Source organism: Streptomyces sp. NPDC047043 (assembly GCF_040644055.1).
In the GTDB taxonomy this organism is placed as follows: Bacteria; Actinomycetota; Actinomycetes; order Streptomycetales; family Streptomycetaceae; genus Streptomyces.
On record NZ_JBEYVO010000065.1, the window covers coordinates 1 to 23,798 of the forward strand.

The window sequence follows — 23,798 nt, forward strand, 5'->3', positions numbered from 1 at the left end:
CTGGGCGGCGGCGTACACGGCGTCGGTGTCCTCGGGGCCGACCGTGCGCAGAAGGAGGCGGGCGGTCGTGAGCGTCACGACGGGCCGGGAGATTCCGGCCCGCCCGCACGGGAGACGGACATGGTCCGGCGCCGCTCCTCGGGCGGCCCGCCCCCCAAGAGGCGCCCGGTCGCCGTGCTACCGCCTGGTGCGTCGATGGGCGAGCAGCGCGAGGGACACGGCGATGATGAGGGCGGCTCCGTTGAACAGGTCGGACACATAGGTCGGAGCACCCGCCAGCTGGAGTCCGTAGATCCCGGTGCCCAGCAGGGCCACGGCGAGCAGGGTACCGAGGACGTTCACCCGGCCGTTGGTCTTCACCTGTGTGGCGCCCAGCAGCACCGCCGAGAACGCCGGGAGCAGGTACGGCGGCCCCACGTTGGGGTCGGTCGCGCCGAGCTCGGCGGCGAGGACCACTCCGGCCACGGTCGCCATGAAGCTGGAGGCGAGCAGCGCCCACACCGACACCCGGCCCACCCGGACGCCGATGAGTCGCGCGGCCTCCTTGTTGCCGCCGACCGCGTAGGCGTAGCGCCCGGCCGTGGTGAGTTCCGTGACGTAGAAGAGGATCAGGCCGGCCGCGACGACGTACCAGACCGGTGTGGGCACCCCCAGCAGCGTGCCCTGCCCGAAACTGGTGAGCCTGCTGCCCGGGGGCAGGATCACCTGGTTGCCCTCCGTGATCCAGTAGGCGAACGCCGACAGCAGGCTGCTGGTGCCCAGCGTGGCGATGAACGAGTCGACGCCGACCCCGACCACGAGCGCGCTGTTGACGACGCCGACGCCCAGTCCGGTCAGGAGCACGAGCACGAGCGTGACCCCTAGACTGCGGCCGTCGGCCTGGAGCTGGACGGTCAGTACGGCGCCGACGCCGAGCGTGGCCGCGACGGACAGGTCGAACAGCCCGGCCGCGACGGGCAGGATCAGCGCCATTGCCACGATCGCGGTGACGGACTGGTTCGCGCTGACGGTGCGCAGCGTGGTGGTCGTCAGGAAGGTGTCCGGCACCCAGAGTCCGTAAAGGAGGACGAGGGCGGCCAGGGCGTACACCCCGCTGAGCCGGTCGAGTCCGGCCCGGTGCACGAACGCGGCGCGGGCCGTGGGCCGTTGGGGCGGTGCGTCGCCGGGGGCGGGCTGGGTGTCCGCCGGGCGCAGGTCTTCGGCAGGGCTCATCCCCGGTCTCCTTCGGTCTCGGTGAGGCATGCGGCGGCGAGTTGGTCCGCGTCGACCGGCGCGGCGAACTCCGCGCTCGCCCGGCCGCGGGAGAGGACGACCACCCGGGTGCACAGGCGCGCCAGTTCTTCGTTGTCGGTCGAGCAGACCAGCACGGCGGCCCCCTCGGCGGCCGCCTCCTCGACGCGCCGGTGGATCTCCTCCCGTGCTCCGATGTCGACACCCTGAGTGGGTTCGTCGAGCAGCAGGACGGACGGACGCAGGCGCAGCAGCCGGGCGAGCACGACTTTCTGGCTGTTGCCGCCGGACAGTTGGGTGAGCGGACTGCGCGGATGCGGGGTCCTGATGTCGAGTCGCCCGACCCAGGAGGCCGTCTCCTCGACCTCCAGCCGGCGCCGGTACACCAGCCGTCGTACGAAGTCGCGGGGCCGGGAGATCGCGATGTTCTCGGCGACGTCGTGTCCGTGCAGGACGGCGTTGGCGGCGCGGTCCGCGGGCACGAGGGCCATTCCCGCGGTGATGGACAGGTCGGGGCGTCCGGGCGGGACGGGGTCGCCTTTGAGCGTCACCGTGCCCTGGCGTGGCAGCGCCCCGAACAGCAGCGGTGCCAGTTCCTCCCGGCCCGATCCGGTGATCCCCGCGACGCCGAGCACCTCACCGGCCCGTACCTCGAGATCGACGCCGTGCACGGACCGGCCACGCACGGCCCGGGCGGCGAGTCTGACGGGTGCGGTTCCGGCCGGGGGCGGGCCGGCCAGCCGGTCCACCTTCCTCCCGACCATCAGTTCGATCAGCTCGCTCTCGTCGGTGGCGGCGACGGGCTTGGTGGCGACGACCCGTCCACCCCTCAACACACTGACCCGGTCGGCCAGTTCGAAGACCTCGGAGAGATGGTGCGAGATGAGCACGACACCGATGCCGCGCTCACGGACCCGACGGACCAGGTCGAACAGGTGTGCGACCTCGGGGCCGGGCAGGTTCGCGGTCGGTTCGTCCAGGACGAGCACCCGGGCCGGTGTCCGGTGCGGCGCGACCGCCCGGGCGACCGCGACCGCGGAACGCTCACTGGCGGCGAGCTGCTGGACCGGCAGGTTCACGTCGAAGTACCGGCTCAGCGAGGCCAGCAGCTCCTCGGCCTCACGCCGGCGAGCGCTCCAGCGCACCGGCATGCCCCGGCCGGCGCCGTAGCCCCGCCCGAGTCCGAGGTTCTCGACCGTGGTCAGACCGCCGACCAGCCCGAGGTCCTGGTGGACGAAGCGCAGGCCGGCGCGGTCGCTGGCGTCGGGGTGGTGCTGGGACAGGGGTTCGCCGTCGACCTCGATGCCCGATCCGGGATCGGGCTCGTGGTATCCGGCGAGGATCTTGACGAGGGTGGACTTGCCCGACCCGTTCTCCCCCACCAGGGCGTGCACCTCGGAGCGGGCGACGGTCAGGCCCACCCGGTCCAGGACGGTGTTCCCGCCGAAGGTCTTGCTCGTCTCCCGCACGACCAGGGCGGGCGCGTCGCGCCCCCCTGACGTGTCGGTGGCCGTGGCCGGCCCCGTTCCGGTGGTCAACTGACCCGCCACAGCTTCTTGAACTGGTCCTGGTAGTCGGCCACACCGATGTAGTAGCCGGTCTTGTCGGCGGCGACCTTGCCGGCGTTGTCGGAGGTGATCAGCTGCAGGGGCAGCAGGGCGGCCGCGGCGGCCTGCGTGTCGGTCTTGGCGTAGTCCCTCGCGAGTACGTCGAACAGCCGCCAGTTCGCGATGTCGACCGTGTTGCCGACCCAGGCCGACTCGGTGCCCGCCTTGATGTTCGCGATGTCGGCCGGGTCGGGTGATCCGCCCCCGATGTGGATGCCCTTCAGGCCCGCTGTGGCGAGCGCGGCCGGCACACCCTGCGCGAGGTCGCCCGTGGCGAACATGAGCCACTTGACGTCGGGGTTGCGCTGCAGGAAGCCGACGACGTTGGACGGCGTCTTCGTTCCCTGGTCGGTGACCTGCTGATTGACGACGGACGTCTTGCACCCCGGGCACCACTGCTTCACCCAGGACTGGAACGCGGTGACCCAGGGCGCCAGGATCGGGAAGGCCTGGATGCTGTAGACGCCCGCCTGGCCCTTTCCGTCGGACTCGGTCACGAAGTACGCGGCGAGCAGCTTGCCGTACAACTGCATCTGGGGGGCGCCCAGGACGTCGCCGAGGACACCGTCGGTCTTACCGTCGCCGGTGGCGGTGCTGACCACCTTGATACCGGCGGCCTTCGCCTCGGCGATCTGCTTGGCGAACACGGCGGCGGGGAACCCGGCGAAGAGGATGGCATCGGGATGCCGCGCTATCGCGGCGTCGAACGCCGCCGCCGCCGAGGCCGGCGTCGGCCCCGTGGCGATCGAGTCATAGGACCAGCCCAGCAGCTGGGCGGCCACCTTCTGCGTGGCGGCGGCCCTCTGCGCGATGGCCGTCGACGCCTGCAGATTGATGACGGACTTCCCCGTCGGGGGTCTTTCGGGAAGTGCCTTCAGATCACCGATGGACGTCGGATTGGAAATGTACTTCGCGAGAAATGCGGCCGCCTCCTTCTGACCGGCCGTGGCTGGTCCGTGTGTTTCCGCGGAGGCGGTGGTGGAACTCGAGTCGGACGAGCAAGCGGTGAGGGCAGTGGCCGCCAGGCCGGCGGCCAGGACGGTCACGAAGGACTTGGTGATACGGCTGCCCACGGGGGCCTCCTCGGGGATCGAACGCTACGGCTCGGCTGGAGTATTGCCCCCGATTCAGCCGGTGGCCGGAATTCGTCCCGGGGAGCGGAACGCCCCTGGTCAGGTGCCGTCTACACATAATCTTCACCGGTTCTCAGGGCTGCTCCAACCCTGTCTGCGACGCCTTTTCCCGTCGCGCCGCCCTGCCCGGCCAAGCCGGAAGGACGGATCACGCGCGCGAACTGCAAGAGCCGTCGGATCATCCGGATTGCGTAAAGGCGGACACAGCGAAACCACTCCGGTCCCCTACGGACCACCGATGACACTGGCGCGCCGATGACGGATTCGCTCGCCGTGAACTCCCGGCCGGCGCATCCGGCAGCTTTTCGGCGGGGCCGGGTGAGCCATCGGCAGACGAGAGCCGATTCGGGACGGGCACGGGCCGGCCGGATGCCGGGCGTTGACCGGACGGCGTTCTCGCCGCTTCCCGGAGTGGCGTGCGGGCACGACGACCGGCGGTGGTGGCGTAGGGGAGCCGCCGCCACCGCCGGCCTTCGCGCCCGCACGTCGGTCGCCGCGGTCCGGCCGCTTTCCGACGTGCCGCGTGCCTGACTCCGGCGCGTCAGGCGTGGTCGAGCGACCGCTCCAGGGCGTGCCGGACCAGGGCGGGATCCGGCAGGGGGCTCGGCCGGCCGTCCGGGCGGAAGTAGACCCGGCACGTGAGCGCCGGGGGCGAGCCCTTCTCCGGCGGCACGATGTCCCTGCCGTCGACTCGGATGGTGGGCGAGCCCGTGAAGCACTCACGGACCGCGTCCGCGTCGGTGACGACCTGCAGGGTCTCGATGCCGGACGGGTCCAGCCCGAGTCCAGTCATCGCCTCCTCCAGCATGGCCCTGGCCGTTCCGTGCGAGGGACAGCCGGACCACCACAGCAGTTCCACCCGCGGGGCTGTCATCACCGCGTCCACTTGATCGAGCAGCCGACGGGCTCGGTGTCGGCGGGGTCCGGAGCCGTACCGGCGAGGACGTGCTCCAGCGCGCCGCGCAGCCAGCCCGCGTTCAGCGAGTCGTCGGCGATGTCCGCGTCGGGAGCGCCGTGGTACGCCACCGTGCCGTGCTCGTCGAGGACGAACACCTCCGGGGTGTGCCGGGCGCCCCAGCGGCGCGCCACCGCCTGCCCCTCGTCGACGAGGTACGGCCCGGCGAACTCCCCCTCGGCGACCCGTTTCCGGGAGGTCTCGACACCGTCTTTGGGGTTCACTGCGGGATCGTTTGGGTTGATGTGAAGGAAGCGCACATCGCGTGCCGCGTAGTCCCGCGCGACCTGCTGCACCCTGTCGTGCCAGCCGAGGGAGAACGGGCAGTGGTTGCACGTGAAGACCACGACCGTGGCCCTCGCCCCCTCCGGGTTCAGGGAGACCTCGGCACCGTCCACGTCGGGCAGCAGGAAGGCGGGTGCGGCGTCCCCCGGCCGCAAGGGCCGGATCAGGTCCTCGGGTTCGGGGTGGTGGGGCTGCGGGGCGATCTCGGTGATCAGGCCGTCGGCGTCCAGAGTGAACGTGAAGTCGATGGCGCCCATCGGTCCTCCGGGGCTGGGCAGCGGGGCGCCGCCGGGGCCGACACCCCGTACGGTCACCCGCTCGTCCGTCCCGACCGGCAGCACACTCCACTCGACCTCGCCGAGCCACCCCGGGGGCATCATGAGTCCGACGATCATGACGACGTTGTCCACGCCTTCGGTCCTGCGTCCGCCGAAGTCGAACACCGCGTCGGGCGCGAGCACGGCCCGCAGTCCCGCCCCCGGGTCCGCCGACTTCTCGGCCGCGAACCAGCCCTGCACGCCGGCGGGCGCCTTCTCCAGATACGTCATGCGCATGCCTCCCAGGAGTCGTCGTGTGGCCTGGACGCCGCGCCGGGCGGTCGCTCCGGGTCACGCAGTGCGTGCGGAGTACTCATCGCTCCGTCCACTTGATCGAGCAGCCGACGGGCTCGGTGCCGGCGGGGTCCGGGGCCTTGCCGGCGAGGAGGTGATCCAGCGCGCCGCGCAGCCACCCCGCGTTCAGTGAGTCGTCGGTCGGATCCGAGTCGGGGGCGCCGTGGTACGCCACCGTGCCGTGCTCGTCGAGGACGAACACCTCCGGGGTGCGCCGGGCGCCCCAGCGGCGCGCCACCGCCTGCCCCCCGTCGACCAGGTACGGACCGGTGAAGTGCCCGGCGGCGACCCGCTCGCGGCAGTGGTCGAGGCCGTCCTTGGCGCCCTGCGCGGGGTCGTTGGAGTTGATGTGCAGGAGGCGCACACCGCGGTCCGAGTAGTCCCGCCCGACCCGCTCCAGTCTGTCGTGCCAGGCCAGGGAGAACGGGCAGTGGTTGCTGACGAAGACGACGACCGTGGCCTCCGCCCCCTCCTGGCGCAGGGGGACCTCGACGCCCTCGACGTCCGGCAGAACGAAGTCGGGGGCGGTGTCCCCCGCCTTCAACGGGCGAGGCAGGCCGGGTGGTTCGGGTTGGTGCGCCTGTCCGGCCACGCCGACGATCAGCCCTTCCTCGTCCAGGGTGAACGTGATGTCCATGGCGTCCATCCGCTGGGGAGGCGCTCCCGGCACGAACACCTGCACCTGGGTGCCGCCGGGGCCGGTGGCCCGGACCGTCACCTGCCCCGCCGCGCCCACCGGAAGCACGCTCCACTCGGCGTCGCCGAGCCAGCCGCCCGGCATGGCGAAGGTGACCGTGGCGACGACGGCTTCGACGCCGCGTATCTTCTGGCCGCCGAAGTCCATCACGACATCGGGTCCGAGCACGGTCCGCAGTCCCGCCGCCTGGTCGGCCGAGTTCTCCGCGGCGAACCAGCCCCGGACGGCGGCTGGCGCATCCTTCAGCGAGGTCATGCGGGGACCGTCCGTGAGTCGTTCCGAGCCCGGCGACCACCGGCCGGGACCCGGGCCGGTCCGCTCCGGACCCGGCAGTGGTCCGGGCTCTCCGCGCACCCGTTGGCGCACGCTCTGATCCATGCCACCGCACGACCTCCTGATCGGTGAGTCACCCAAGGCGTCGACGTGCAGGTCGTCGAGAACGGCAGCGCCCCGGTGAGGCGACACCTCGTCACGTCGGCCACCCGCGCGAGACTAGAAGGACCGCTCGGCCGGCGTGCCGTTCCGTTCCGGTCCCCGGTACGGCGAAATGCGGGGCGGACGCGGCGACTTGGGCCGTCACTCCGCGGACCGAGGCCGCCACGTCTTCCTCGCCGACCGTCTCGGGGCCCACGGCGGTCAACACCTCCCGCGCTCCGGGCGGGCCGTCCCGCACTCGACGCGTCCCGAACCGTCGTAGAGCCCCTCGCGCGGAGCCCGGCACCGTCGGCGGGTCACCCGGCCGGTGCCCGCGTACCGCGCTCACGCCAACGGCCGCACGCGGACGGCCGCCCGCCCGAGGGGCGCCACCTCCCCCGCCCCACGTCCGCGTCGGGGTTCGGTCGACTCCCGTGCGAGCCGGGGGTATCGGGGGCCGGGGACCACGATCCCGCCCCGATGCCGCGAGGACCTGCGCGGCCGTGCCGGGGTCAGGACGTGCCTGTGGTCCTGGGCTCGGGCGGCCGCGACGAGCCGGGCACCCCCGTGGGCGACGCGGTGGCACAGGACACTACCGGCGCCGCCCGCGACGCCGATGACCTCGTCATGGTCGTCGTACCTCATGAGGCGGTGCCGGCGGCCCGCCCCCCGCGTCGAGGACGCCGAGCAGGATCATGTCGAGCGTTCGGTCCAGGCGCTCGCGCAGGTCGAAGGGCTCCGGGTCGGCGGCCGTCCAGCGCAGGACGCCCGCGAAGTATCCGGCCGCGATGAGCGAGCCCGCCTCGGCGGGATCCACGCCCCGCCGGACCTCTCCTCGCCGTACGCCGTCCTCGACGATGCGGGCGAGTTCCCGTTCGGGCGACGGATCCCGCAGCAGCTGGCCGAAACGGGCCGAGGCCTCCATGAGGACGACCGTCTCCGCGCGGGAGTCGATGTTCAGCGTCGCCAGTTCGCCGATGTAGCGCCGGAGCCGCTCGCCGACCGGCCGTTGCTCCGCGTGTTCCCGCCGGAGGATCTCCAGGACCCTCGCCCGCCGTCGTACCCCCCACTCCTCGAGGATGCCCGCCTTCTGGGCGAAGTGGTTGAAGACCGTGGCCCGTGACACGTCGGCCCGATCGGCGATGTGCTCCATCGTCGTGGCCTCGTAACCCTGCTCCACGAAGAGTTCGACCGCCGTGCCGTAGAGCCGGTCACGCGCCTCTCGCAGCCTCCGCGCCCTGCGTCCGACACCGGCGGTCGGTGTTTCCCGGCTCGTCATGCCCCCAGGAATATCACGCCGCGCAGGGCTCTTGACCGCCACACGACGCCGTCGTTAGATTCCAGTCCATCATTAGACGTGCATCTAGCTAAGCGGGTCGAGGACGACCTGGACGAGGAGGCAGCGTGGCTTCCGACACCACCGCGCAACACGTCCGCCTGCGGCGTGGCTGCCATGTGTGGCACGAGACGGACCGCGGATGGGGCATGAGCAACGCGGGACTGGTCACGGGCCGGGGAGCGTCCCTGCTGATCGACACGCTCTACGACCTGCGTCGAACCCGCCGGATGCTCGACGGGTTCGCGGCCGTCACCGCGAGGGCCCCGATCGCCACCGTGGTCAACACGCACGGCAACGGCGACCACTGGTTCGGCAACCAGCTGGTGGAGTCGGCCGAGATCATCGCCTCCCGGGCGTCGCTGGCCGACATGCGCCAGGTGGGTCCGGCCCAGATGCTCGGGCTGATGGCGGGCGACACCCCGGCCGGCCGTTTCACGCGGCGGATCTTCGGCCGCTTCGACTTCTCCGGCATCACCCCGGTCCTGCCGAACCGCCTCTACGAACGCGACCTGACCCTCGACGTGGGCGGGATCCCGGTCGAGCTCATCGACGTCGGCCCGGCGCACACCGCGGGCGACACCGTCGTCCATGTCCCGGACGCCCGGACCGTCTACACCGGGGACATCGTCTTCGCCGGGAGCACCCCGGTGGTGTGGTACGGCCCGTTCGACAATTGGGTCGCCGCCTGCGACCGGATCATCGGCCTCGGCGCCGAGACCGTCGTACCCGGCCACGGCCCGGTCACCACCGGCGCCGCCCTGCACGCGACCCGCGCCTACCTGGAGTACGTGCACGAGCAGGCGAGCAAGCGGCACGCCGCCGGGATGACGGCCCGGGAAGCCGCCCACGACATCCCCCTGGGCCGGTTCGCCGGCCTGGAGGAGAGCGAACGCCTCGCGGTGAACGTGCACAGCGTCTACCGCGAACTCGACCCCGGGCTCCCCCCGCTCGACGGTCCCCGGCTGTTCGGCTGCATGGCCGAGCTCGCCTGTCCCCAAATCTCCCTCTGAGCCGCCGATCCCCCGCTCCCCGCAGGGCATTTCGCCAAGGAGAAGTCATGGCCTCCAGCTCCACCCGGTCCAGAGCCGCCGCCCCGAAGGCTCAAACCTCACCGCCCCGTCACATCGGTACGCTGCTCGTCGGCTGCCTCGCCGTGTGCGTGGCGCAGACCGGCCTCGTCCTCCCGGCCGCCATCAACGGCGTCATCCAGCGCAGCCTGGGGACGACCGGCGCCGAGCTGACCTGGGTCAGCGACGCGTTCATGGTCCCGGCCGCCGTCCTCGCCCTCACCTTCGGTGTTCTGGGCGACCTGTACGGCCGCAAGAAGCTCCTCGTGTACGGCGCCGCCATCGCCGCCGTCGGCTATCTGGTCTCCTGCACGGCCCACTCCCCGGGCCGGCTCATCACCGGACAGGCCCTGTCCGGCATCGGCGCGGCGGCGCTCTTCCCCGCGTCCCTCGCGGTGATCACCGCCCACACCACGACACCGTCCGCCCGCGCGAAGGGCCTCGCCTCGTGGACGACCGCGCTGTCGCTCGGTGCCTTCATCGCCCCACTGCTGTCCGGCGCGGTCGTCGAACACGCCTCGTTCCGGTGGGCGTTCGCGGCGGTCGGCGTCCTCGCCCTGCTGACCACCGTGGCCGCCTGGTTCCTCGCCTCCGAGTCCAGCGCACCGGAGGGCCGCGCACTGGACTGGCCCGGCCAGATCAGCATCGCCCTGGCACTGCTCGGCCTGCTCTACGGCATCGTCCAGGGCCCCACCGACGGCTGGGGCTCGGCACCGGTGGCCGGGGCGTTCGTCGGGGCGGCGGTGCTGCTCGCCGTCTTCGTCCGGATCGAGGCCCGGTCGGCCGCGCCGATGCTGCGCCTCGAACTGTTCCGGATCCCCGCCTTCGCCGCCTCCGCGGTGGCGGCCGTGGTCGGCATGTTCGGCTTCCTCGGCGGCGCCTACGACCTGAGCATCCGGCTCGGCGTCATCCAGCACCAGAGCCCGCTGCGGGCCGCCGCGCCCTTCCTGGTCATCCAGGGCATCACCCCGTTCGTCTGGCCGCTGCTGGTCCGGCTTCTGCACCGCGCCGGCCCCGGCCCGATGCTGGTCGGCGGCTTCGTCGCGCTCGCCGTCGCTCAGCTGTGGCTGCGCGCCGTCCCCGTGGACGTGCACGACCTGGTGCCGCTGCTCGGCCCCCTCGTCCTCAACGGCCTGGGCTTCGGGCTGGTCGTGGCCGCGCTGACCGCCGCCGCGGTGAACGCCGTACCGCAACACCTGACCGGTATGGCCGCCGCGACCACCAGCCTCGTCCGCGACCTCGGACAGACCCTCGGCCCGGCGATCGTCGGCGCGGTCGCCCTCAGCCTCGCCGCCGGCGAGTTCGGCCGGAACCTCGGCGGCGTCGACCTCAGCCCCGCCGAGCACGGCACCGTGAACGCCGTCCTCGCGGCGGGCGGCCCCATCGCCGTCCACACGGCGGACCTCGGCCCGCTCAGCGCGAAGATCGCTCCCCTGTCGGAGCGGGCGCTGGCACATGGCTACGGCAGCGGCCTCCTGCTCACCGCCACCGCCTGCCTGTCGGCAGCGGCCGTCTCCGTCGTCTTCATCGGCTTCAGGCGCCCCGCCGACGCCTCTGGACACTGATCATGCGACTGTCCACCTTCGAGCACGAAGGGGAGCCCTGGTCAGGCGTGCTGTCCGACCAGGGCGACGGGGTCCACCCCTTCCCCGCCGGCACCACCCTGCGCCACCTCGTCGAACAGGGTGGTGAGGCCCTCCGCGAGACGGCCTCGCGGGCCCGTGAGACCGCCGCTCCGCTCGCTCTCGCCGACATCCGGGTCCTGCCTCCGCTGGAACCGCCCACGATCCGCGACTTCATGGCCTTCGAGCAGCATCTGGCCGGTGTCGCGCGGGGGTTCGGGGACGACGTCCCGGCGGCGTGGTACGTCCAGCCCGCCTTCTACTTCACCAACCCCTACGCCGTCGTGGGAGCCTACGACGACGTGCCCGTGCCGCCCGGCTGCGGGCGGTTCGACTTCGAGCTGGAGGTCGCCGCCGTCATCGGAGCACCGGGCCGCGACCTGACCCCGGAGCAGGCCCGGGACCACATCCTCGGCTACACGATCCTCAACGACTGGACCGCGCGCGACCTGCAGGCCTTCGAGATGCAGGTCGGGCTCGGCCCGGCGAAGGGGAAGGACGGCTCGACCACCCTCGGGCCCTGGCTCGTCACCACCGACGAACTCGACGCCCACCGCGACGACGAAGGACGCCTGGACCTCGGACTCCGCGTCGACGTCAACGGCGTCACCGTCGGTCGCGACAGCCTGGCCAACATGGCCTGGACGTTCGAGGAGATGACGTCGTACGCCTCCCGCGGCACCGAGATCCGTCCCGGCGATGTGCTCGGCTCGGGCACCTGTGGCAACGGATGCCTCGCCGAGTTCTGGGGCAGGCGGGGCAGGCTGGATCCTCCCCCGCTCGTCCCCGGCGACAGGGTGACCATGACGGTGGAAGGCATCGGCACCATCAGCAACACCGTCGTCGAGGGTGGGGAACCGGTTCCGGTCCGCAGAGCCCGCAGCAGCGGCCGACCCCGCCTCTCACCACTGACATAACACCTATCTACTTGAGAGCGAAACGGAAAAAGCGCCTTAAATACCTGACATATCTCCCAAAGGTCGCATAAATTTAGCTGCACAGTCAGCGAATCGACTTGCCATACAACATCATCTGCAGGCAGACTGACGCTTACCAATGGTTAGCGCTACCTCGTGGTAAGCATCTTTCGTTCTTGGAACCACTCAGGAGAGTCCATGTCTGCCCGCACGTCCGCCCGCACGTCCGCCCGCAGGGCCGCCACCGCCGCACTCGCGGCGGTGGCAATCACCGCCGTCGGCATCGTTCCCGCCGCGTCGGCCACCACCATGGCTGTCACCCAGCAGCACCAGCAGGGCGACAGCGCCCGGCTCGCCCACCAGAAGTGGGTCGCCGTCCACGTCCTCAAGGGCGTGTTCGAGCGTGGCGACACCGGGGTCGTCGACCGGTTCGTCCGCACGGACTACATCCAGCACAATCCGCAGGTCGGCGACGGCGCGGCAGCCCTCAAGGCGGTCGGCCGCTCCTTCCACCAGCAGTTCCCGCGGGCCACCTACTCCGTGAAGCGCGTCATCGCGGAGGGCGACCTGGTTCTCGTGCACTCGAACCTCGTCGCGACGCCGGGCACCCGAGGCAGCGCGGTCGTCGACATCTTCCGCTTCCAGGGCGGGAGGATCGCCGAGCACTGGGACGTACTGGAGGACGTGCCCGCCACCTCCGTCAGCGGCAACGACATGTTCTCCACCCTCAGCCGGCCGCAGACGCCCGTCCCCGGGCAGCGATGGCTCACCGAGCGCAACAAGAAGCTGGCGATCGACTACTACGACCGGCTGCTCGTCCACCAGGACCTGTCCGCCATCGACACCTATGTGGCACCCGAGTACCACCAGCACAACCCCGGCATCGCGGACGGCCCGGAAGGGGCGCGGGCCGGTCTCGCCGGCCTGTTCCAGCAGTCCCCGCAGCTCCGGGTCGAGCCCAAGAGAATCATCGCGGAGGGCGATCTCGTGGCGTTCCACAGCCACTTCATCCCCTCGCCGGGCGACCCCGGCCTGGCCATCGTGGACATCTTCCGCATCCGCGACGGCAAGGTCGTGGAGCACTGGGATGTGATCCAGAGCGTGCCGACGACCTCCGCCAACGACAACACCATGTTCTGACGGTACGACCGCGGCCGACCGGGCAGAACCAGCCGGCCGGGGACCGTCGTTGCCGCGGGGCGGCGAACACCCCGCGGCAACGCCACCCGCACGACCCCCGACGTAAAACCTAGTCATGTTCGGTATTAGCGAGTAGGGTTCCGGCCGACCCCGGCCCGGCCGGCGGACCTCGGCCCGGCCGGCGGACCTCGGCCCGGCCGACGGACGCCGCCCGCGTCCGCCCGGCTCTCCGGTCACATGGATCCGGGCACAACCGGGGCTCCGAGCCGCGTTCAAGGGGAGACCCGCATGTACCGACACAGACACCTGTTCCGCACCCTGTTCGCCTGTGCGACAGCCGCACTCGCCACCGCCGCGGTCATGGTGCCGTCCTCGGCAGCCGCCGAGGACGGCACCGCGAACCGCGGCTGCCGGCTGGAGCCGGGCCGCACGACCCTCACCGTCCGTTCCGGCGGACTGGACCGGGTCGTGGTGGTGTACGCGCCACATCGCACGACGGTGAACGGCCGACTTCCCCTGGTGCTCAACCTGCACGGCAGCCAGGGCACCGCGGCCAATCAGCTGGACGGCAGCCAATTGGAGGAGACCGCCGAGAGCGAGGGCTTCCTGGTGGCCGCGCCCCAGGGCGCCATGGTCGTGGGCGCCGGATACCAGTGGAACGTCCCCCATGTCACCGAGGGGGACGGGCCGGACGACGAGCGCTTCCTGACCGACACCATCACGCAGCTCGTACGCACCGGCTGCGCCGACGCGGGCAGGGTCTACGCAACCGGCTACTCCGGCGGCGCCAGGATGGTGTCGCAGTACGCCTGCGACCATCCGGGCAGGGTGGCGGCGATCGCCGCGGTGGCGGGTCTGCGGGCGGGCGCTCCGACGGCGGAGGCCGACGGCGGCTTCGTACCCGACCCCGAGACCTGTACGCCAGGACGACCGGTGCCGGTCCTGTCGTTCGCCGGCACCGGCGACCAGATCAACCCGTTCGCGGGCGGCGGCGCGGCGTACTGGGGTTATGGCGCCGTCGCCGCCACGAACCGATGGGCGGCCCTCGACGGCTGCCGCCGGGGGCCCCGGGAAACCCGGGTGTCCGAACACGTGACCCGCACCGACCACACCGGTTGCCGCGGGGGCGCGGACGTCACCATGTACGTCATCGAAGGGGGCGGCCACACCTGGCCGGGGGCGACCGTGCCATGGCCGCCCGTGCTGGGGACGGTCACCCAGGAGATCAGCGCGAACCAGCTGATGTGGAGCTTCTTCCAGGACCACTGACATCCCGGAAGGCGTGGAACACACGGCGCCGCACGGCTGTCCCTCGCGAGCCATCCGGCACGGGCCGCCCGACACCGCGGCGACGCGGCACCACCGCACCGGCCTGCGCCGGCCGGTGCGAACGGCACCCGAACGCCGTGGGGGCACCGGAGAACCCGGCGCCCCCACGGCGTGCACCGTTGCGGGCGTCAGCGCCGGACCGGTGTGTTCGGCGGGCCTCCCCAGTTCCACGACACGATCTTCCACTGCTCGCCGGACCTGGTCAGCACGAACGTCCAGGTCCCCCGTGCCTCGACGGCGAGTTCCGGGCCGAAGACGTCAGCCTTGGCGTGGGCGACGGCGTACGCGTGGTCGCCCGCGACGTAGATCCGCTGCCAGTCGCCGAGTTCGAACTCGACCGTGGTCAGGCCCGCCGACCCGATGGCGGCCTGCAGATCCCTCCACCACTTCCGCGTCGGCGAGTCGCCCTCCCAGACGAAGGGCGGGAAGGCGTCGACCAGAATGCCGGAGGGTGCCCAGTCGGCGGCGATCGCTTCCTCGTCGGCACTGTTCAGGGCGAGCACGTGGTGACGGATCACACCTTCCACCGCCGCGTTCTCCTCGTCCTGGGACGGCACCGCCGTCACCGCGGAACCTGTGGCCTCGCTCATGAGTACTTCCCTGTGTTCATGTCTGACAGAATCCGGCGTCCCCGCTGAAACCGACCGTATGACCTGTCGAAACGCCCCACAAGAAGGAACTTTGCCGAGACCAGGTCGCATCCGTGTGACCCTGGGAGGGAACGAAGGGCTCTCGTATGTCACACACCGCGTCGGACTTCCTGGAGAAGCGCAGGACCGCGCTCGATCCCCACTGCGTCGTCCGCGACGTGCTGAACCGGGTCGGCGACCAGTGGAGTCTGCTCGTCGTCACGACGCTCGCGGACGGGACGAAACGGTTCAGTGAGCTGTCGCGGGAGATCGGCGACATCTCGAAGCAGATGCTGGCGCGTACCCTGCGCCAACTCGAACAGGACGGTTTCGTACGGCGCACGATCTTCCCGGAGGTACCCCCTCGCGTGGAGTACGCACTGACCGAGCTGGGGCGCTCGTTCCTCCTGCCGGTCATGGGCCTCGTGGAGTGGGCCGACGCGCACCACGACGCCATCGCCGCCGCGCGACACGACTACAAAGGCCGCACCCAGGACCGGTGAGCCCCCACCAGGGCCGGCCGGAGCCGGAGAGGCCCACGCGAGACGGCTGCACCCGGCCGGTTCGGGAGCCCTGCCTCGGAGGGGGGCCGCCCCGCCCCGGACGCCATCGGTGTCCACTGTTCCGGCAGCCGTCCACGCTGTCCTCGGCATGCGAATGCCTTGCAGCATTCGGTTTTCGCATCTAGCCTTTGGTTGACACATGGAACGTTTCAATCAGTCCACGGGCCGTGCTGTCGCCCTTCGGACCGTATGAACGGCATGCGGGCGGCCCGCGGCCCCGTGTGACCAGAACAGACCGCGAGGCACGGATGAGAACGGTGCGGATCGGCTGCGGCGCCGGGTTCGCCGACGACCGGGTGGAGCCCGCGGTCGAGCTCGTCGAGGGCGGCGCGCTGGACTACCTGGTGTTCGAGTGCCTGGCCGAACGGACCGTGGCACTGGCCCAGTTGGAACGCTTGTCCGACGCCGACTCGGGGTTCAACGAGTGGCTCGTCGAGCGCATGGAGGCCGTCCTCGCACCGTGCGTGGCGCGTGGCGTGCGGGTGGTGACCAACATGGGCGCGGCCAACCCGTCGGCCGCCGCCCGGGCGATCCTCGACGTCGCCCGCCGCCTCGGCCTGGACGGGCTGCGGGTCGCGGCGGTGACCGGGGACGACGTGCTGGAGATCGTCCGAGGGTCGGATCTGCCGTTGACCGGCGCCCCGGGAACGGTCGCGGGGCTGGGCGAGGGGATCGTCGCCGCCAACGCGTACCTCGGCATCGATTCGGTGGTGCAGGCGCTCCGGACGGGCGCGGACGTGGTGGTGTGCGGACGGGTGTCCGACCCGTCGCTGTTCCTGGCACCGATGGTGCACGAGTTCGGCTGGGCCGAGGACGACTGGGAGGCGCTGGCACGCGGTACGGCCGCGGGGCACCTCCTGGAGTGCGCGGGACAGGTCACCGGCGGTTACTTCGCCGACCCCGGGATGAAGGAGGTCCCCGGACTCGCGCGGCTCGGTTTCCCCTTCGCCGACGTCTGCGCCGACGGTTCCTTCAGCGTCTCGAAGGTGCCCGGCTCGGGCGGACGGGTGACCGAGGCGACCGTTGCCGAGCAGCTGTTGTACGAGGTGCACGACCCCGCCGGGTACGTGACCCCGGACACGGTGGCCGACTTCTCCGGGGCCCGCGTCGCGCGGGTCGACGAGGACCGCGTGGCCGTGTCGGGGATCTCCGGCGGACCGCGCCCGGACCGGCTGAAGGTGTCGGTGGCCTACCGTGACGGCTTCATCGGCGAGGGACAGATCTCCTACGCCGGCGCCAACGCGGAGGCCCGGGGGCGCCTCGCGCTGGACATCGTCCGTGAACGTCTTCGGCTGCTCGGTCTGGACAGTGCGGAGACGCGGTTCGACCTGATCGGGGTCGACGCCGTCCACCGCGGCCCCGACGACGGCCGATCGGGCCACCGCCCGGCACCCGAGGTCCGTGTGCGGGTCGCCGCGCGTACCGCCACACTGGCCGACGCCCGCCGGGTGGGGCGGGAGGTGACGGCGCTGTGGCTCAACGGGCCGGCCGGCGGGGCCGGGGCGACCCGCTCCGCGCGGGAGAACATCGCCGTGGCCTCGGTCATGCTGCCGCGCCATCTGGTGCGCACCGAGGTCCACCTGCTGGAGGCCTGACCGATGAGGCTGTACGAATTCGCCGACGCCCGCTCGGGGGACAAGGGCACGTGCGCGGACATCACCGTGATCGCCCGCTGCCCGGCCGACTTCCCGCTGCTGCGCGACCAGGTGACGGCGGACCGGGTGCGCGCCCATCTGGCGGACGTCGCCCGGGGTACCGTGCGGCGCTACGAAGTGGCCGGGCTGGGAGCGTTGAAGTTCGTCCTAAAGGACGCGCTGGACGGCGGGGTGACCCGTTCCCTGGCCCTGGACCCGCACGGCAAGGCGCTGGCCATGTGCCTGTTGGAGATGGAGCTGCCCGACGGGTCGTCGGACGGGCCGTCCACGGTGCCGGCACCCGCGCGAACCCGACCGTGAAAGGCGGAAACGAGATGCCCGATCCCCACACGACCGCGCGCCCGGTGGTGGCGATCACCCACGGAGCGGTCCGCGGAGTCCGTGCCGACGAGGGCCTGTGCTTCGCCGGAATCCCCTTCGCCGCTCCCCCCGTGGGCGGGCTGCGGCTGCGACCGCCGGAGCCCGCCGCGCCGTGGTCCGGTGTCCGCGACGCCGCGGGGTTCCCGGCGGCACCGGCCCAGCATGCCGGGATCACACCCGAACTGGAGGCGCTGGGCCCCCACGCGGTCGGCATCGCCCGGGCCCTCGGCGCCGCCGACGGCACGTTCTCCGAGGACTGCCTGTACCTGAACGTGTGGACCCCCGGCCTCGAAGGCCGACTGCCCGTGCTGATGTGGATCTACGGAGGAGGGTTCGAGACCGGTACGGCGTCGCCGCCGAGCTTCGACGGCGCGGCGCTCTCCCGGCTGACCGGCGCGGTCGTGGTGGCCGCGAACTACCGTGTGGGGGCCCTCGGTTGGCTCCACCCGGCGGGACCGGGCGGCGACCGGTGGGCAGCGAGCGCCAACCTCGGCCTCCAGGACCAGACGGCCGCCCTGCGCTGGATCCGCGACAACGCCGGCCGTTTCGGCGGCGACCCCGGCAATGTCACGGTCGCCGGCGCGTCGGCCGGCGCGTTCTCCGTCGGGGCGCTGCTGGCGCTCCCGGACGCGAAGGGCCTGTTCCACAAGGCGATCCTGCAGAGCGGCAGCGTCACGCGGGTGCAGTCCCCCGACACCGCGCGGGCACTCACCGAGAACTTCCTCTCCGCCGCGGGCATCGAATCCCTCGACGAACTGGCGACCGCCCCGCTCGGCCGCATCCTCGACGCGCAGTCCTCAGTCGTCGACTCCGACATCGGCCGTCGCAACCTGCCGGGCGGCCGCATCTGGGGCGTGGTCCACGACGGCACGGTGCTGCCCGCACGCCCCCTGGACGCCGTCGCGGCCGGAGCCGCCGCCGACATTCCGCTCCTGATCGGCGCCAACCGCGACGAGATCCGGATGTGGGCGGAGCTCGGTGGCGCCGGCTACCGCCCGGCCGACGAGGACGCCCTGACGGCCGAGATGAACCGAGCGGGTGTCGCCGATCCGGCGGCGCTCCTGAGGGCTTACCGCGCGCGGTTCCGGGGTGCGGCCCCCCGGCCCGACCGCCCGGAAGCCGCCGCATCGGACGAACTGCGCGACCTGCGTACGCTGTTGCTCAGCGACGCCGTCTACCGCGTCCCGTCCGCCCGGCTCGCCCGCGCCCAGGTCGCGTCCGGCGGCGCCGCCCACAGCTACCTCCTGTCCGCCGAACCCTTCGGAGCCGGCACGGGCGCGTTCCACGGCGCCGAGACGTTCTACCTCGGTGACAGGCTCAGGGCCCTGGACATCGACACCCCCGACAACCGAGCCGTCCGCGACCAACTCGCCACCGCCTGGAGCCGGTTCCTGCGCACGGGCGATCCGGGCTGGTCGGCTCACGCCCCCGCCGGCTCGTCCACCGGAACCACCCGGCTGATCGGTCCGGACCCGCGGGATGTCCACGAGCCGCCTCTCGACGTGGCTGCGCACTGGGGCCTCGGCGCATGATCACGCCCGCGGGGACCGCTCGACGAGGTCCCCGCGGGCGGTTCGCCGCCGACTCCGAAGCGAGGCCGACCCCGACGGGGGACGGACTCCACGACTTCCCTGCCGCCACGTCGCCGGGCGGAGAGCCACGGCCGAGCGGGCGGGCCGCCGGCCTTCCGGTCCAGGCGCGACCTGACGCAGTCTCGCCCGACAGGTCGCCGCGCCGAGTCCTCGCTCCCCTACCGCGTCGCGTCGACAAGGGCCCAGCACGGTCCCACACGGCGGTCGTCCTTACGCCAGCCCCCTCTCCCGCTACCCGAACACCCTCCGCTGGATCTCCTGCCGGTAGTCCTCGAGTGTCCTGTCGAGGTGCGCAGCCGTGGCGGCGGCCGCGGCCTCGGGCCGACCGTCCCGAATGGCCTCGTAGATCGCGGCATGCTCCGCGACCGCGACCTCGGAACGGGGCCCGAGCGTGTCGTGCAGCCCGAAGTTGCTCGACTGGCGCTGCAGGCGGCGGGCGTCGCGCACGGCAGCCACAAGGAAGCTGTTGCGCGCCGCCCCCGCGACGGCGACGTGGAAGTCCTCGTCCGCCTGGTTGAAAACCTCGACCTGGCCGTGGACGAAACCATGGCGACATGTCTCCACAGCCACCTCGATGGCCCGCAGATCGGCGGGCGTCGCACGGGTGGCCGCCAGGGTGGCCGCGGCCATCTCCTGCACCCTGCGGAACTCGAACAGCATGAAGATGTGGTCCAGGTCGGTGGGCCGGAAGAAGCCGCCCCAGCGGCTTGCCGTCAGCATGCCCTCGTCGTCCGCGACGAAGAGGCCGCGCCCCTTGTGCGCCCGTACGCGGCCCAGCGCCGAAAGGATCTTGACGGCCTCCCGGACCACCGCCCGGCTGGTGCCCAGTCGCCCGGCGAGATCGTTCTCCGTGGGCAGCCTGTCGCCCGGAACCAGGCCCGACTCACCGATGAACTCGAGGATCCGCTCCGCGACCAGTTCATAGCCCGGCCGGTAGTCGCGCACCGTCCCCTCTCCTGCCGGCGCAACCGCCGCGACCTCGGACGTGTCGCTCATCTGCTCTGCCTCCCCTGGTGGTCTCGAGGGACCACACCTGGCCACCTCGAAGTCGCTCGCATGCTACCTCACCCGCAAAATGAATCGCACTTATAAGGAAGAGGAGAGACACCCACCCTCGAAGATCACCATGCCGAGAACGCTAGATAACGTGCGATTTGGTACATAAGCATCACCGATTCCTTGGAAGTGATGAAAAATGTGACTGCTCATCTACTTGACCCAAGCCAACATGAGGCGGCCTAATTTCTTCCGACAACAGGCACGGATGCAGTCGTCCGTGACGCCTGTGCCCCGACGCCGTCACGCGTGGCGTCACCTGGTCGCCGCCCTTTTCGCTTCTACTCGGGCGCCCGCAACGTAGTGGAGTAACACATGACCGCAATGAAGCAGTCCGGTGCCCGGAGAAGAGCGTCGGCCGGGAAGCGCTCGGCGCTCCTGGCGGGGTGCGTCGCCACAGTGCTGGCGGCGGCGACGGCCTGCGGTGGCGGCGGCACGGCGACGACCACCAAGGACGGCTTCGCCCAGGTCCCGCAGAAGGACGGCGCGTTGACCGTGTGGGTGGACTCGACCCGGGTGGCCGCCGCGAAGCTGTACCAGAAGGAACACCCCGAGGTGAAGATGGACATCGTCACCTACGACGGTGACGCCAACGGGTCGAACTACCTGCAGACGAAGGTCCAGCTCTTCGACCGCACCGGCAAGGGCTGGCCGGACGTCGTCTTCAGCTCGCAGAACAACGAGGCGACGTGGGCGGTCGACCAGAAGTTCCTGGCCCCGCTGAACAAGGGCCTGATCCCCGAGGCGACCCTCGGCAACTTCGCCAAGGGCGCCAACGACGTCTGCACGGTGAACGGCACCGTCTACTGCCTGCGCAACGACCTCTCGCAGGCCGTCCTCTGGTACAACGCCCCGCTGATGAAGAAGTTCGGCTACCAGGTGCCGACGACGTGGGAGGACTTCCAGAAGCTCGGCGACAGGGTGGCCAAGGAGCACCCCGGGTACCTGGTCGGTGACGCGGGCGACTCCTACACGCCGGAGATCTACCTCTGGGCGAGCAAGTGCGGCGCCAACGACATCACCGGCCCCAAGGCCGTCTCGGTGAACACCACCAGCGAGAACTGCACGAAGATGGCCAAGCTCATGGACGGGCTCATCGCGAACAAGTCCATGTCGATCAGCGGGGTGTTCAGCACCGACTTCGGCAAGAACAAGGCCGACAAGGTGCTGATGATGCCCGGTCCGGCCTGGTACGGAGGCGCGCTGTTCCAGGGCACCTTCAAGACCCCGGCCAAGACGATCGCCGCGGCCCCCATCCCGCAGTGGCAGGGCGAGACCTCGCCGTCCACCGGTAACGTCGGCGGCGGCACCTGGCTGCTGTCGCAGCACTCGGCGCACCTGAAGGCGGCGACCGACTTCCTGACCTGGGTCACCACGGACAACGCGTACCAGGGCAAGCTCGCCCCGGGCTTCCCGGCGTACGCGCCGGCCGCCGAGGTCTGGCTCAAGCAGCAGAACGACTCGGGTTACTTCGCGGGCGACATCGGCGTCCTGAAGGACGCCTCGACCCAGGTGTGGCCGGGCTGGGGCTCCGGCCAGTTCAGCCAGGAGGCCATCTGGGCCGCCACCGTCAAGCCGGGCCTGACCCAGGGCAAGAGCATCGTCTCGCTGCTGCCGTCCTGGAAGGACTCGATCGTCAAGTACGCCCAGTCCAACGGATACAAGGTCTCCCAGTGACCCTGACGCACACCTCGGCCGGCTCTGTCCCGCGTCGCCCCAGGGGCGGCGCGCGGCAGGGCCGGGCCGGCATGGCCTTCGTCACCGCCTACGTGGTGCTCCTGGTCGCGTTCGGCATCGTGCCCACCGCCTACGCCGTCTACTTCGCCTTCAGCGACGCCGGAGGCGCCTTCACCGGCTTCGACAACTTCACCACCACGGCACAGGACTTCCGGTTCGTGCCCGCGATCGGCCATGTGGCGCTCTACCTGCTGTTCTGGCTGGCCTCGCTGGTCGTCATCGTGGTGGGGCTGGCCCTGCTGCTGCACCGGCTGGCGTCCGGGGCGGCGAGCAAGGCGCTCCGGTTCCTCTTCTACATCCCCGGCGCACTCGCCGGCGCCGCGAGCGTCCTGGTGTGGCTGTTCATGCTCGACCCGACGGTCAGCCCGGTCTCCGCCCTGCTGGGCGCCCTGGGCTACGACACCTTCGGCCAGGTCATCGCCCCCGGACATCTGCCCGTGCTGTTCACCCTCATCGCCTTCTGGACCGGCGCGGGCGGCTGGATCGTCGTCATCTACGGCGCGCTGAACAACATTCCCAGGGACGTCATGGAGGCCGCGCGCATCGACGGCGCGGGGCCCTGGCAGACCGCGTGGCGGGTACAGATCCCCATGCTGCGCAAGTGGATCGTCTACATGGTCATCCTCGCCTTCGCCGGTGGCGCGCAGCTGTTCGTCGAACCCCAGCTGCTGTCCCTGGCCAGCGTCGGAGTGGCCGGACGCGACTACTCGCTCAACCAGCTGTCGTACGACTTCGCCTTCCAGATGAACAACATCAACGGCGCCGCGGCCGTCTCCGTCGAGCTCCTCGTCGTCAGCCTCTCGGCCGCCGCCCTGTTCGTCGCACGGTCGGGATTCTTCGATGCCGACTGAGACCGCCGGGACGACCGAGAGCACAAAGAACCCCGCCGTGCGTCCGCGCCCCGGAGAGAGCACCGTGAGCCCGAACCCCATGCCGCACAACACACCCCGGCCACGTCCCGCCCTCGCGCGCCGACAGGGGTCCCGGCTGTCGGTGGCCGCCGTACTCCTGGCGTTCACCGTGTTCTTCGTCCTGCCGGTGCTCTGGCTCCTCCTGGCCGCCACCAAGACGGACCAGCAGCTCGTCCACGGCAACCCGCTCTCGTTCGGGTCCTGGCACGCGCTCAAGGCCAACTGGCACGCGCTCGACTCGTTCCAGGACGGCGCGATCCTGACCTGGCTGGGCAACTCCGCCCTCTACGCGGGCGTCTCACTGGTCATCACGCTGTGTGTGGCCGTGCCCGCCGGTTACGCGCTGGCGATGACGGAGTTCCGGGGTCGGCACGTCCTGCTGGTCTCGACGCTCGTCGTGATGCTGATGCCGAACGCGACCCTGGTGGTGCCGCTGTTCCTGGAGATCAACGCGGTACACCTCATCGGCACGATGTGGTCGATCATCCTGCCGTACTCCTTCTACCCGTTCGGCGTGTACCTGACCTACATCTACTTCACCACCGCGGTCCCCAAGGACCTGCTGGCCGCCGCGCGCATGGACGGCTGCAGCGAGTTCGGGGTGTTCCGGCACATCGCCCTCCCCCTCGCCACGCCCGTCGTCGCGCTCGTCGGCTTCTTCAGCTTCGTGGCCAACTGGACCAACTACTTCCTGCCGTACGTGATGCTCCCGGAGAGCGACCAGATGCCGATCCAGGTCGGTGTCGGCACCCTGCTCAGCAGCGTCCCGTCCTTCAACCCGACGGTCGGCTCGCTCGCGATCGAGCGGCCCCAGCTCGCGCTGGCCACCCTGCTGGCCATCACCCCCGTCCTGGTCGTCTTCCTCTTCTCCCAGCGCTTCCTGGTCACGGGGATGCTCGCGGGCGCCACCAAGGAATGACGTTCTGATCCGCAGCCCGGGTCCGGCCGC

General features: G+C 71.2%; 21 protein-coding genes and 1 pseudogene. 12 read left to right on the forward strand and 10 right to left on the reverse strand.

Going from position 1 to position 23,798, the window contains the following annotated elements:
- The 8 genes and pseudogenes from ABZ880_RS52765 to ABZ880_RS52800 form a co-directional block, all read right to left on the reverse strand.
- Window positions 1-78, reverse strand: a pseudogene (locus tag ABZ880_RS52765) (GNAT family N-acetyltransferase); the annotation flags it as partial.
- Window positions 79-177: 99 nt separating this feature from the next.
- Window positions 178-1,212, reverse strand: coding sequence for an ABC transporter permease (locus tag ABZ880_RS52770; RefSeq protein WP_361278781.1), 1,035 nt, complete (start codon window positions 1,210-1,212; stop codon window positions 178-180).
- Complete coding sequence (locus ABZ880_RS52775; protein WP_361278783.1) at window positions 1,209-2,768, reverse strand: sugar ABC transporter ATP-binding protein; 1,560 nt, start codon at window positions 2,766-2,768, stop codon at window positions 1,209-1,211. Before ABZ880_RS52775 ends, ABZ880_RS52770 begins: the two co-directional genes overlap by 4 nt.
- A complete protein-coding gene (locus ABZ880_RS52780) occupies window positions 2,765-3,910 on the reverse strand; it encodes a substrate-binding domain-containing protein (RefSeq protein WP_361278785.1) in 1,146 nt (381 codons plus the stop codon). Before ABZ880_RS52780 ends, ABZ880_RS52775 begins: the two co-directional genes overlap by 4 nt.
- Before the next feature lie 601 nt (window positions 3,911-4,511).
- Window positions 4,512-4,844 carry a hypothetical protein gene (locus ABZ880_RS52785; protein ID WP_361278787.1) on the reverse strand — a complete coding sequence of 111 codons (333 nt, stop codon included), beginning with the start codon at window positions 4,842-4,844 and terminating at the stop codon, window positions 4,512-4,514.
- Window positions 4,844-5,758, reverse strand: a complete 915-nt coding sequence (locus ABZ880_RS52790; RefSeq protein WP_361278789.1) for a thioredoxin family protein — start codon at window positions 5,756-5,758, stop codon at window positions 4,844-4,846. Before ABZ880_RS52790 ends, ABZ880_RS52785 begins: the two co-directional genes overlap by 1 nt.
- A gap of 82 nt (window positions 5,759-5,840) precedes the next feature.
- On the reverse strand, window positions 5,841-6,773 hold the full coding sequence (locus tag ABZ880_RS52795; protein WP_361278792.1) for a redoxin family protein: 933 nt from the start codon (window positions 6,771-6,773) through the stop codon (window positions 5,841-5,843).
- A 784-nt stretch (window positions 6,774-7,557) separates the two neighbouring features.
- Window positions 7,558-8,211: a TetR/AcrR family transcriptional regulator gene (locus tag ABZ880_RS52800; RefSeq protein WP_361278794.1), complete on the reverse strand. Its 654-nt coding sequence runs from the start codon at window positions 8,209-8,211 to the stop codon at window positions 7,558-7,560.
- Between the two features lie 125 nt (window positions 8,212-8,336).
- Here ABZ880_RS52800 and ABZ880_RS52805 point away from each other — a divergent pair, with 125 nt between their 5' ends.
- The 5 genes from ABZ880_RS52805 to ABZ880_RS52825 all read left to right on the forward strand — a co-directional run bounded on the left by ABZ880_RS52805 (window position 8,337) and on the right by ABZ880_RS52825 (window position 14,286).
- Window positions 8,337-9,281 (forward strand): MBL fold metallo-hydrolase, encoded by a 945-nt coding sequence (locus ABZ880_RS52805; RefSeq protein ID WP_361278796.1) that lies wholly within the window; start codon window positions 8,337-8,339, stop codon window positions 9,279-9,281.
- Between the two features lie 47 nt (window positions 9,282-9,328).
- On the forward strand, window positions 9,329-10,903 hold the full coding sequence (locus tag ABZ880_RS52810) for an MFS transporter (protein ID WP_361278798.1): 1,575 nt from the start codon (window positions 9,329-9,331) through the stop codon (window positions 10,901-10,903).
- Window positions 10,904-10,905: 2 nt separating this feature from the next.
- Window positions 10,906-11,877: a fumarylacetoacetate hydrolase family protein gene (locus ABZ880_RS52815; RefSeq protein ID WP_361278800.1), complete on the forward strand. Its 972-nt coding sequence runs from the start codon at window positions 10,906-10,908 to the stop codon at window positions 11,875-11,877.
- A gap of 198 nt (window positions 11,878-12,075) precedes the next feature.
- A complete protein-coding gene (locus ABZ880_RS52820; RefSeq protein WP_361278802.1) occupies window positions 12,076-13,017 on the forward strand; it encodes a nuclear transport factor 2 family protein in 942 nt (313 codons plus the stop codon).
- 288 nt (window positions 13,018-13,305) lie between these two features.
- Complete coding sequence (locus tag ABZ880_RS52825) at window positions 13,306-14,286, forward strand: PHB depolymerase family esterase (RefSeq protein WP_361278804.1); 981 nt, start codon at window positions 13,306-13,308, stop codon at window positions 14,284-14,286.
- A 188-nt stretch (window positions 14,287-14,474) separates the two neighbouring features.
- Here ABZ880_RS52825 and ABZ880_RS52830 read toward each other — a convergent pair whose 3' ends face one another.
- Window positions 14,475-14,936, reverse strand: a complete 462-nt coding sequence (locus ABZ880_RS52830; RefSeq protein WP_361278807.1) for a nuclear transport factor 2 family protein — start codon at window positions 14,934-14,936, stop codon at window positions 14,475-14,477.
- Window positions 14,937-15,082: 146 nt separating this feature from the next.
- Between ABZ880_RS52830 and ABZ880_RS52835 the strand changes: the two genes are divergently transcribed.
- From ABZ880_RS52835 to ABZ880_RS52850, 4 genes are all read left to right on the forward strand, one after another.
- Window positions 15,083-15,478, forward strand: coding sequence for a helix-turn-helix domain-containing protein (locus tag ABZ880_RS52835; protein WP_361278810.1), 396 nt, complete (start codon window positions 15,083-15,085; stop codon window positions 15,476-15,478).
- 308 nt (window positions 15,479-15,786) lie between these two features.
- Window positions 15,787-17,133, forward strand: a complete 1,347-nt coding sequence (locus tag ABZ880_RS52840) for an acyclic terpene utilization AtuA family protein (RefSeq protein WP_361278813.1) — start codon at window positions 15,787-15,789, stop codon at window positions 17,131-17,133.
- A gap of 3 nt (window positions 17,134-17,136) precedes the next feature.
- Window positions 17,137-17,493 carry a hypothetical protein gene (locus ABZ880_RS52845; protein ID WP_361278815.1) on the forward strand — a complete coding sequence of 119 codons (357 nt, stop codon included), beginning with the start codon at window positions 17,137-17,139 and terminating at the stop codon, window positions 17,491-17,493.
- Window positions 17,494-17,507: 14 nt separating this feature from the next.
- Window positions 17,508-19,085: a carboxylesterase family protein gene (locus ABZ880_RS52850; RefSeq protein WP_361278817.1), complete on the forward strand. Its 1,578-nt coding sequence runs from the start codon at window positions 17,508-17,510 to the stop codon at window positions 19,083-19,085.
- Window positions 19,086-19,376: 291 nt separating this feature from the next.
- On the opposite strand, the gene ABZ880_RS52855 is transcribed toward ABZ880_RS52850, so the two are convergent.
- On the reverse strand, window positions 19,377-20,141 hold the full coding sequence (locus ABZ880_RS52855; protein ID WP_361278819.1) for an FCD domain-containing protein: 765 nt from the start codon (window positions 20,139-20,141) through the stop codon (window positions 19,377-19,379).
- Window positions 20,142-20,516: 375 nt separating this feature from the next.
- Between ABZ880_RS52855 and ABZ880_RS52860 the strand changes: the two genes are divergently transcribed.
- The 3 genes from ABZ880_RS52860 to ABZ880_RS52870 all read left to right on the forward strand — a co-directional run bounded on the left by ABZ880_RS52860 (window position 20,517) and on the right by ABZ880_RS52870 (window position 23,768).
- Window positions 20,517-21,878: a carbohydrate ABC transporter substrate-binding protein gene (locus ABZ880_RS52860; RefSeq protein ID WP_361278821.1), complete on the forward strand. Its 1,362-nt coding sequence runs from the start codon at window positions 20,517-20,519 to the stop codon at window positions 21,876-21,878.
- Window positions 21,875-22,789: a sugar ABC transporter permease gene (locus ABZ880_RS52865; protein WP_361278823.1), complete on the forward strand. Its 915-nt coding sequence runs from the start codon at window positions 21,875-21,877 to the stop codon at window positions 22,787-22,789. The genes ABZ880_RS52860 and ABZ880_RS52865 overlap by 4 nt, the downstream gene beginning before the upstream one ends.
- Window positions 22,790-22,868: 79 nt before the next feature.
- Window positions 22,869-23,768 carry a carbohydrate ABC transporter permease gene (locus ABZ880_RS52870; RefSeq protein ID WP_361278836.1) on the forward strand — a complete coding sequence of 300 codons (900 nt, stop codon included), beginning with the start codon at window positions 22,869-22,871 and terminating at the stop codon, window positions 23,766-23,768.
- The last annotated feature ends 30 nt before the right edge of the window (window positions 23,769-23,798 follow it).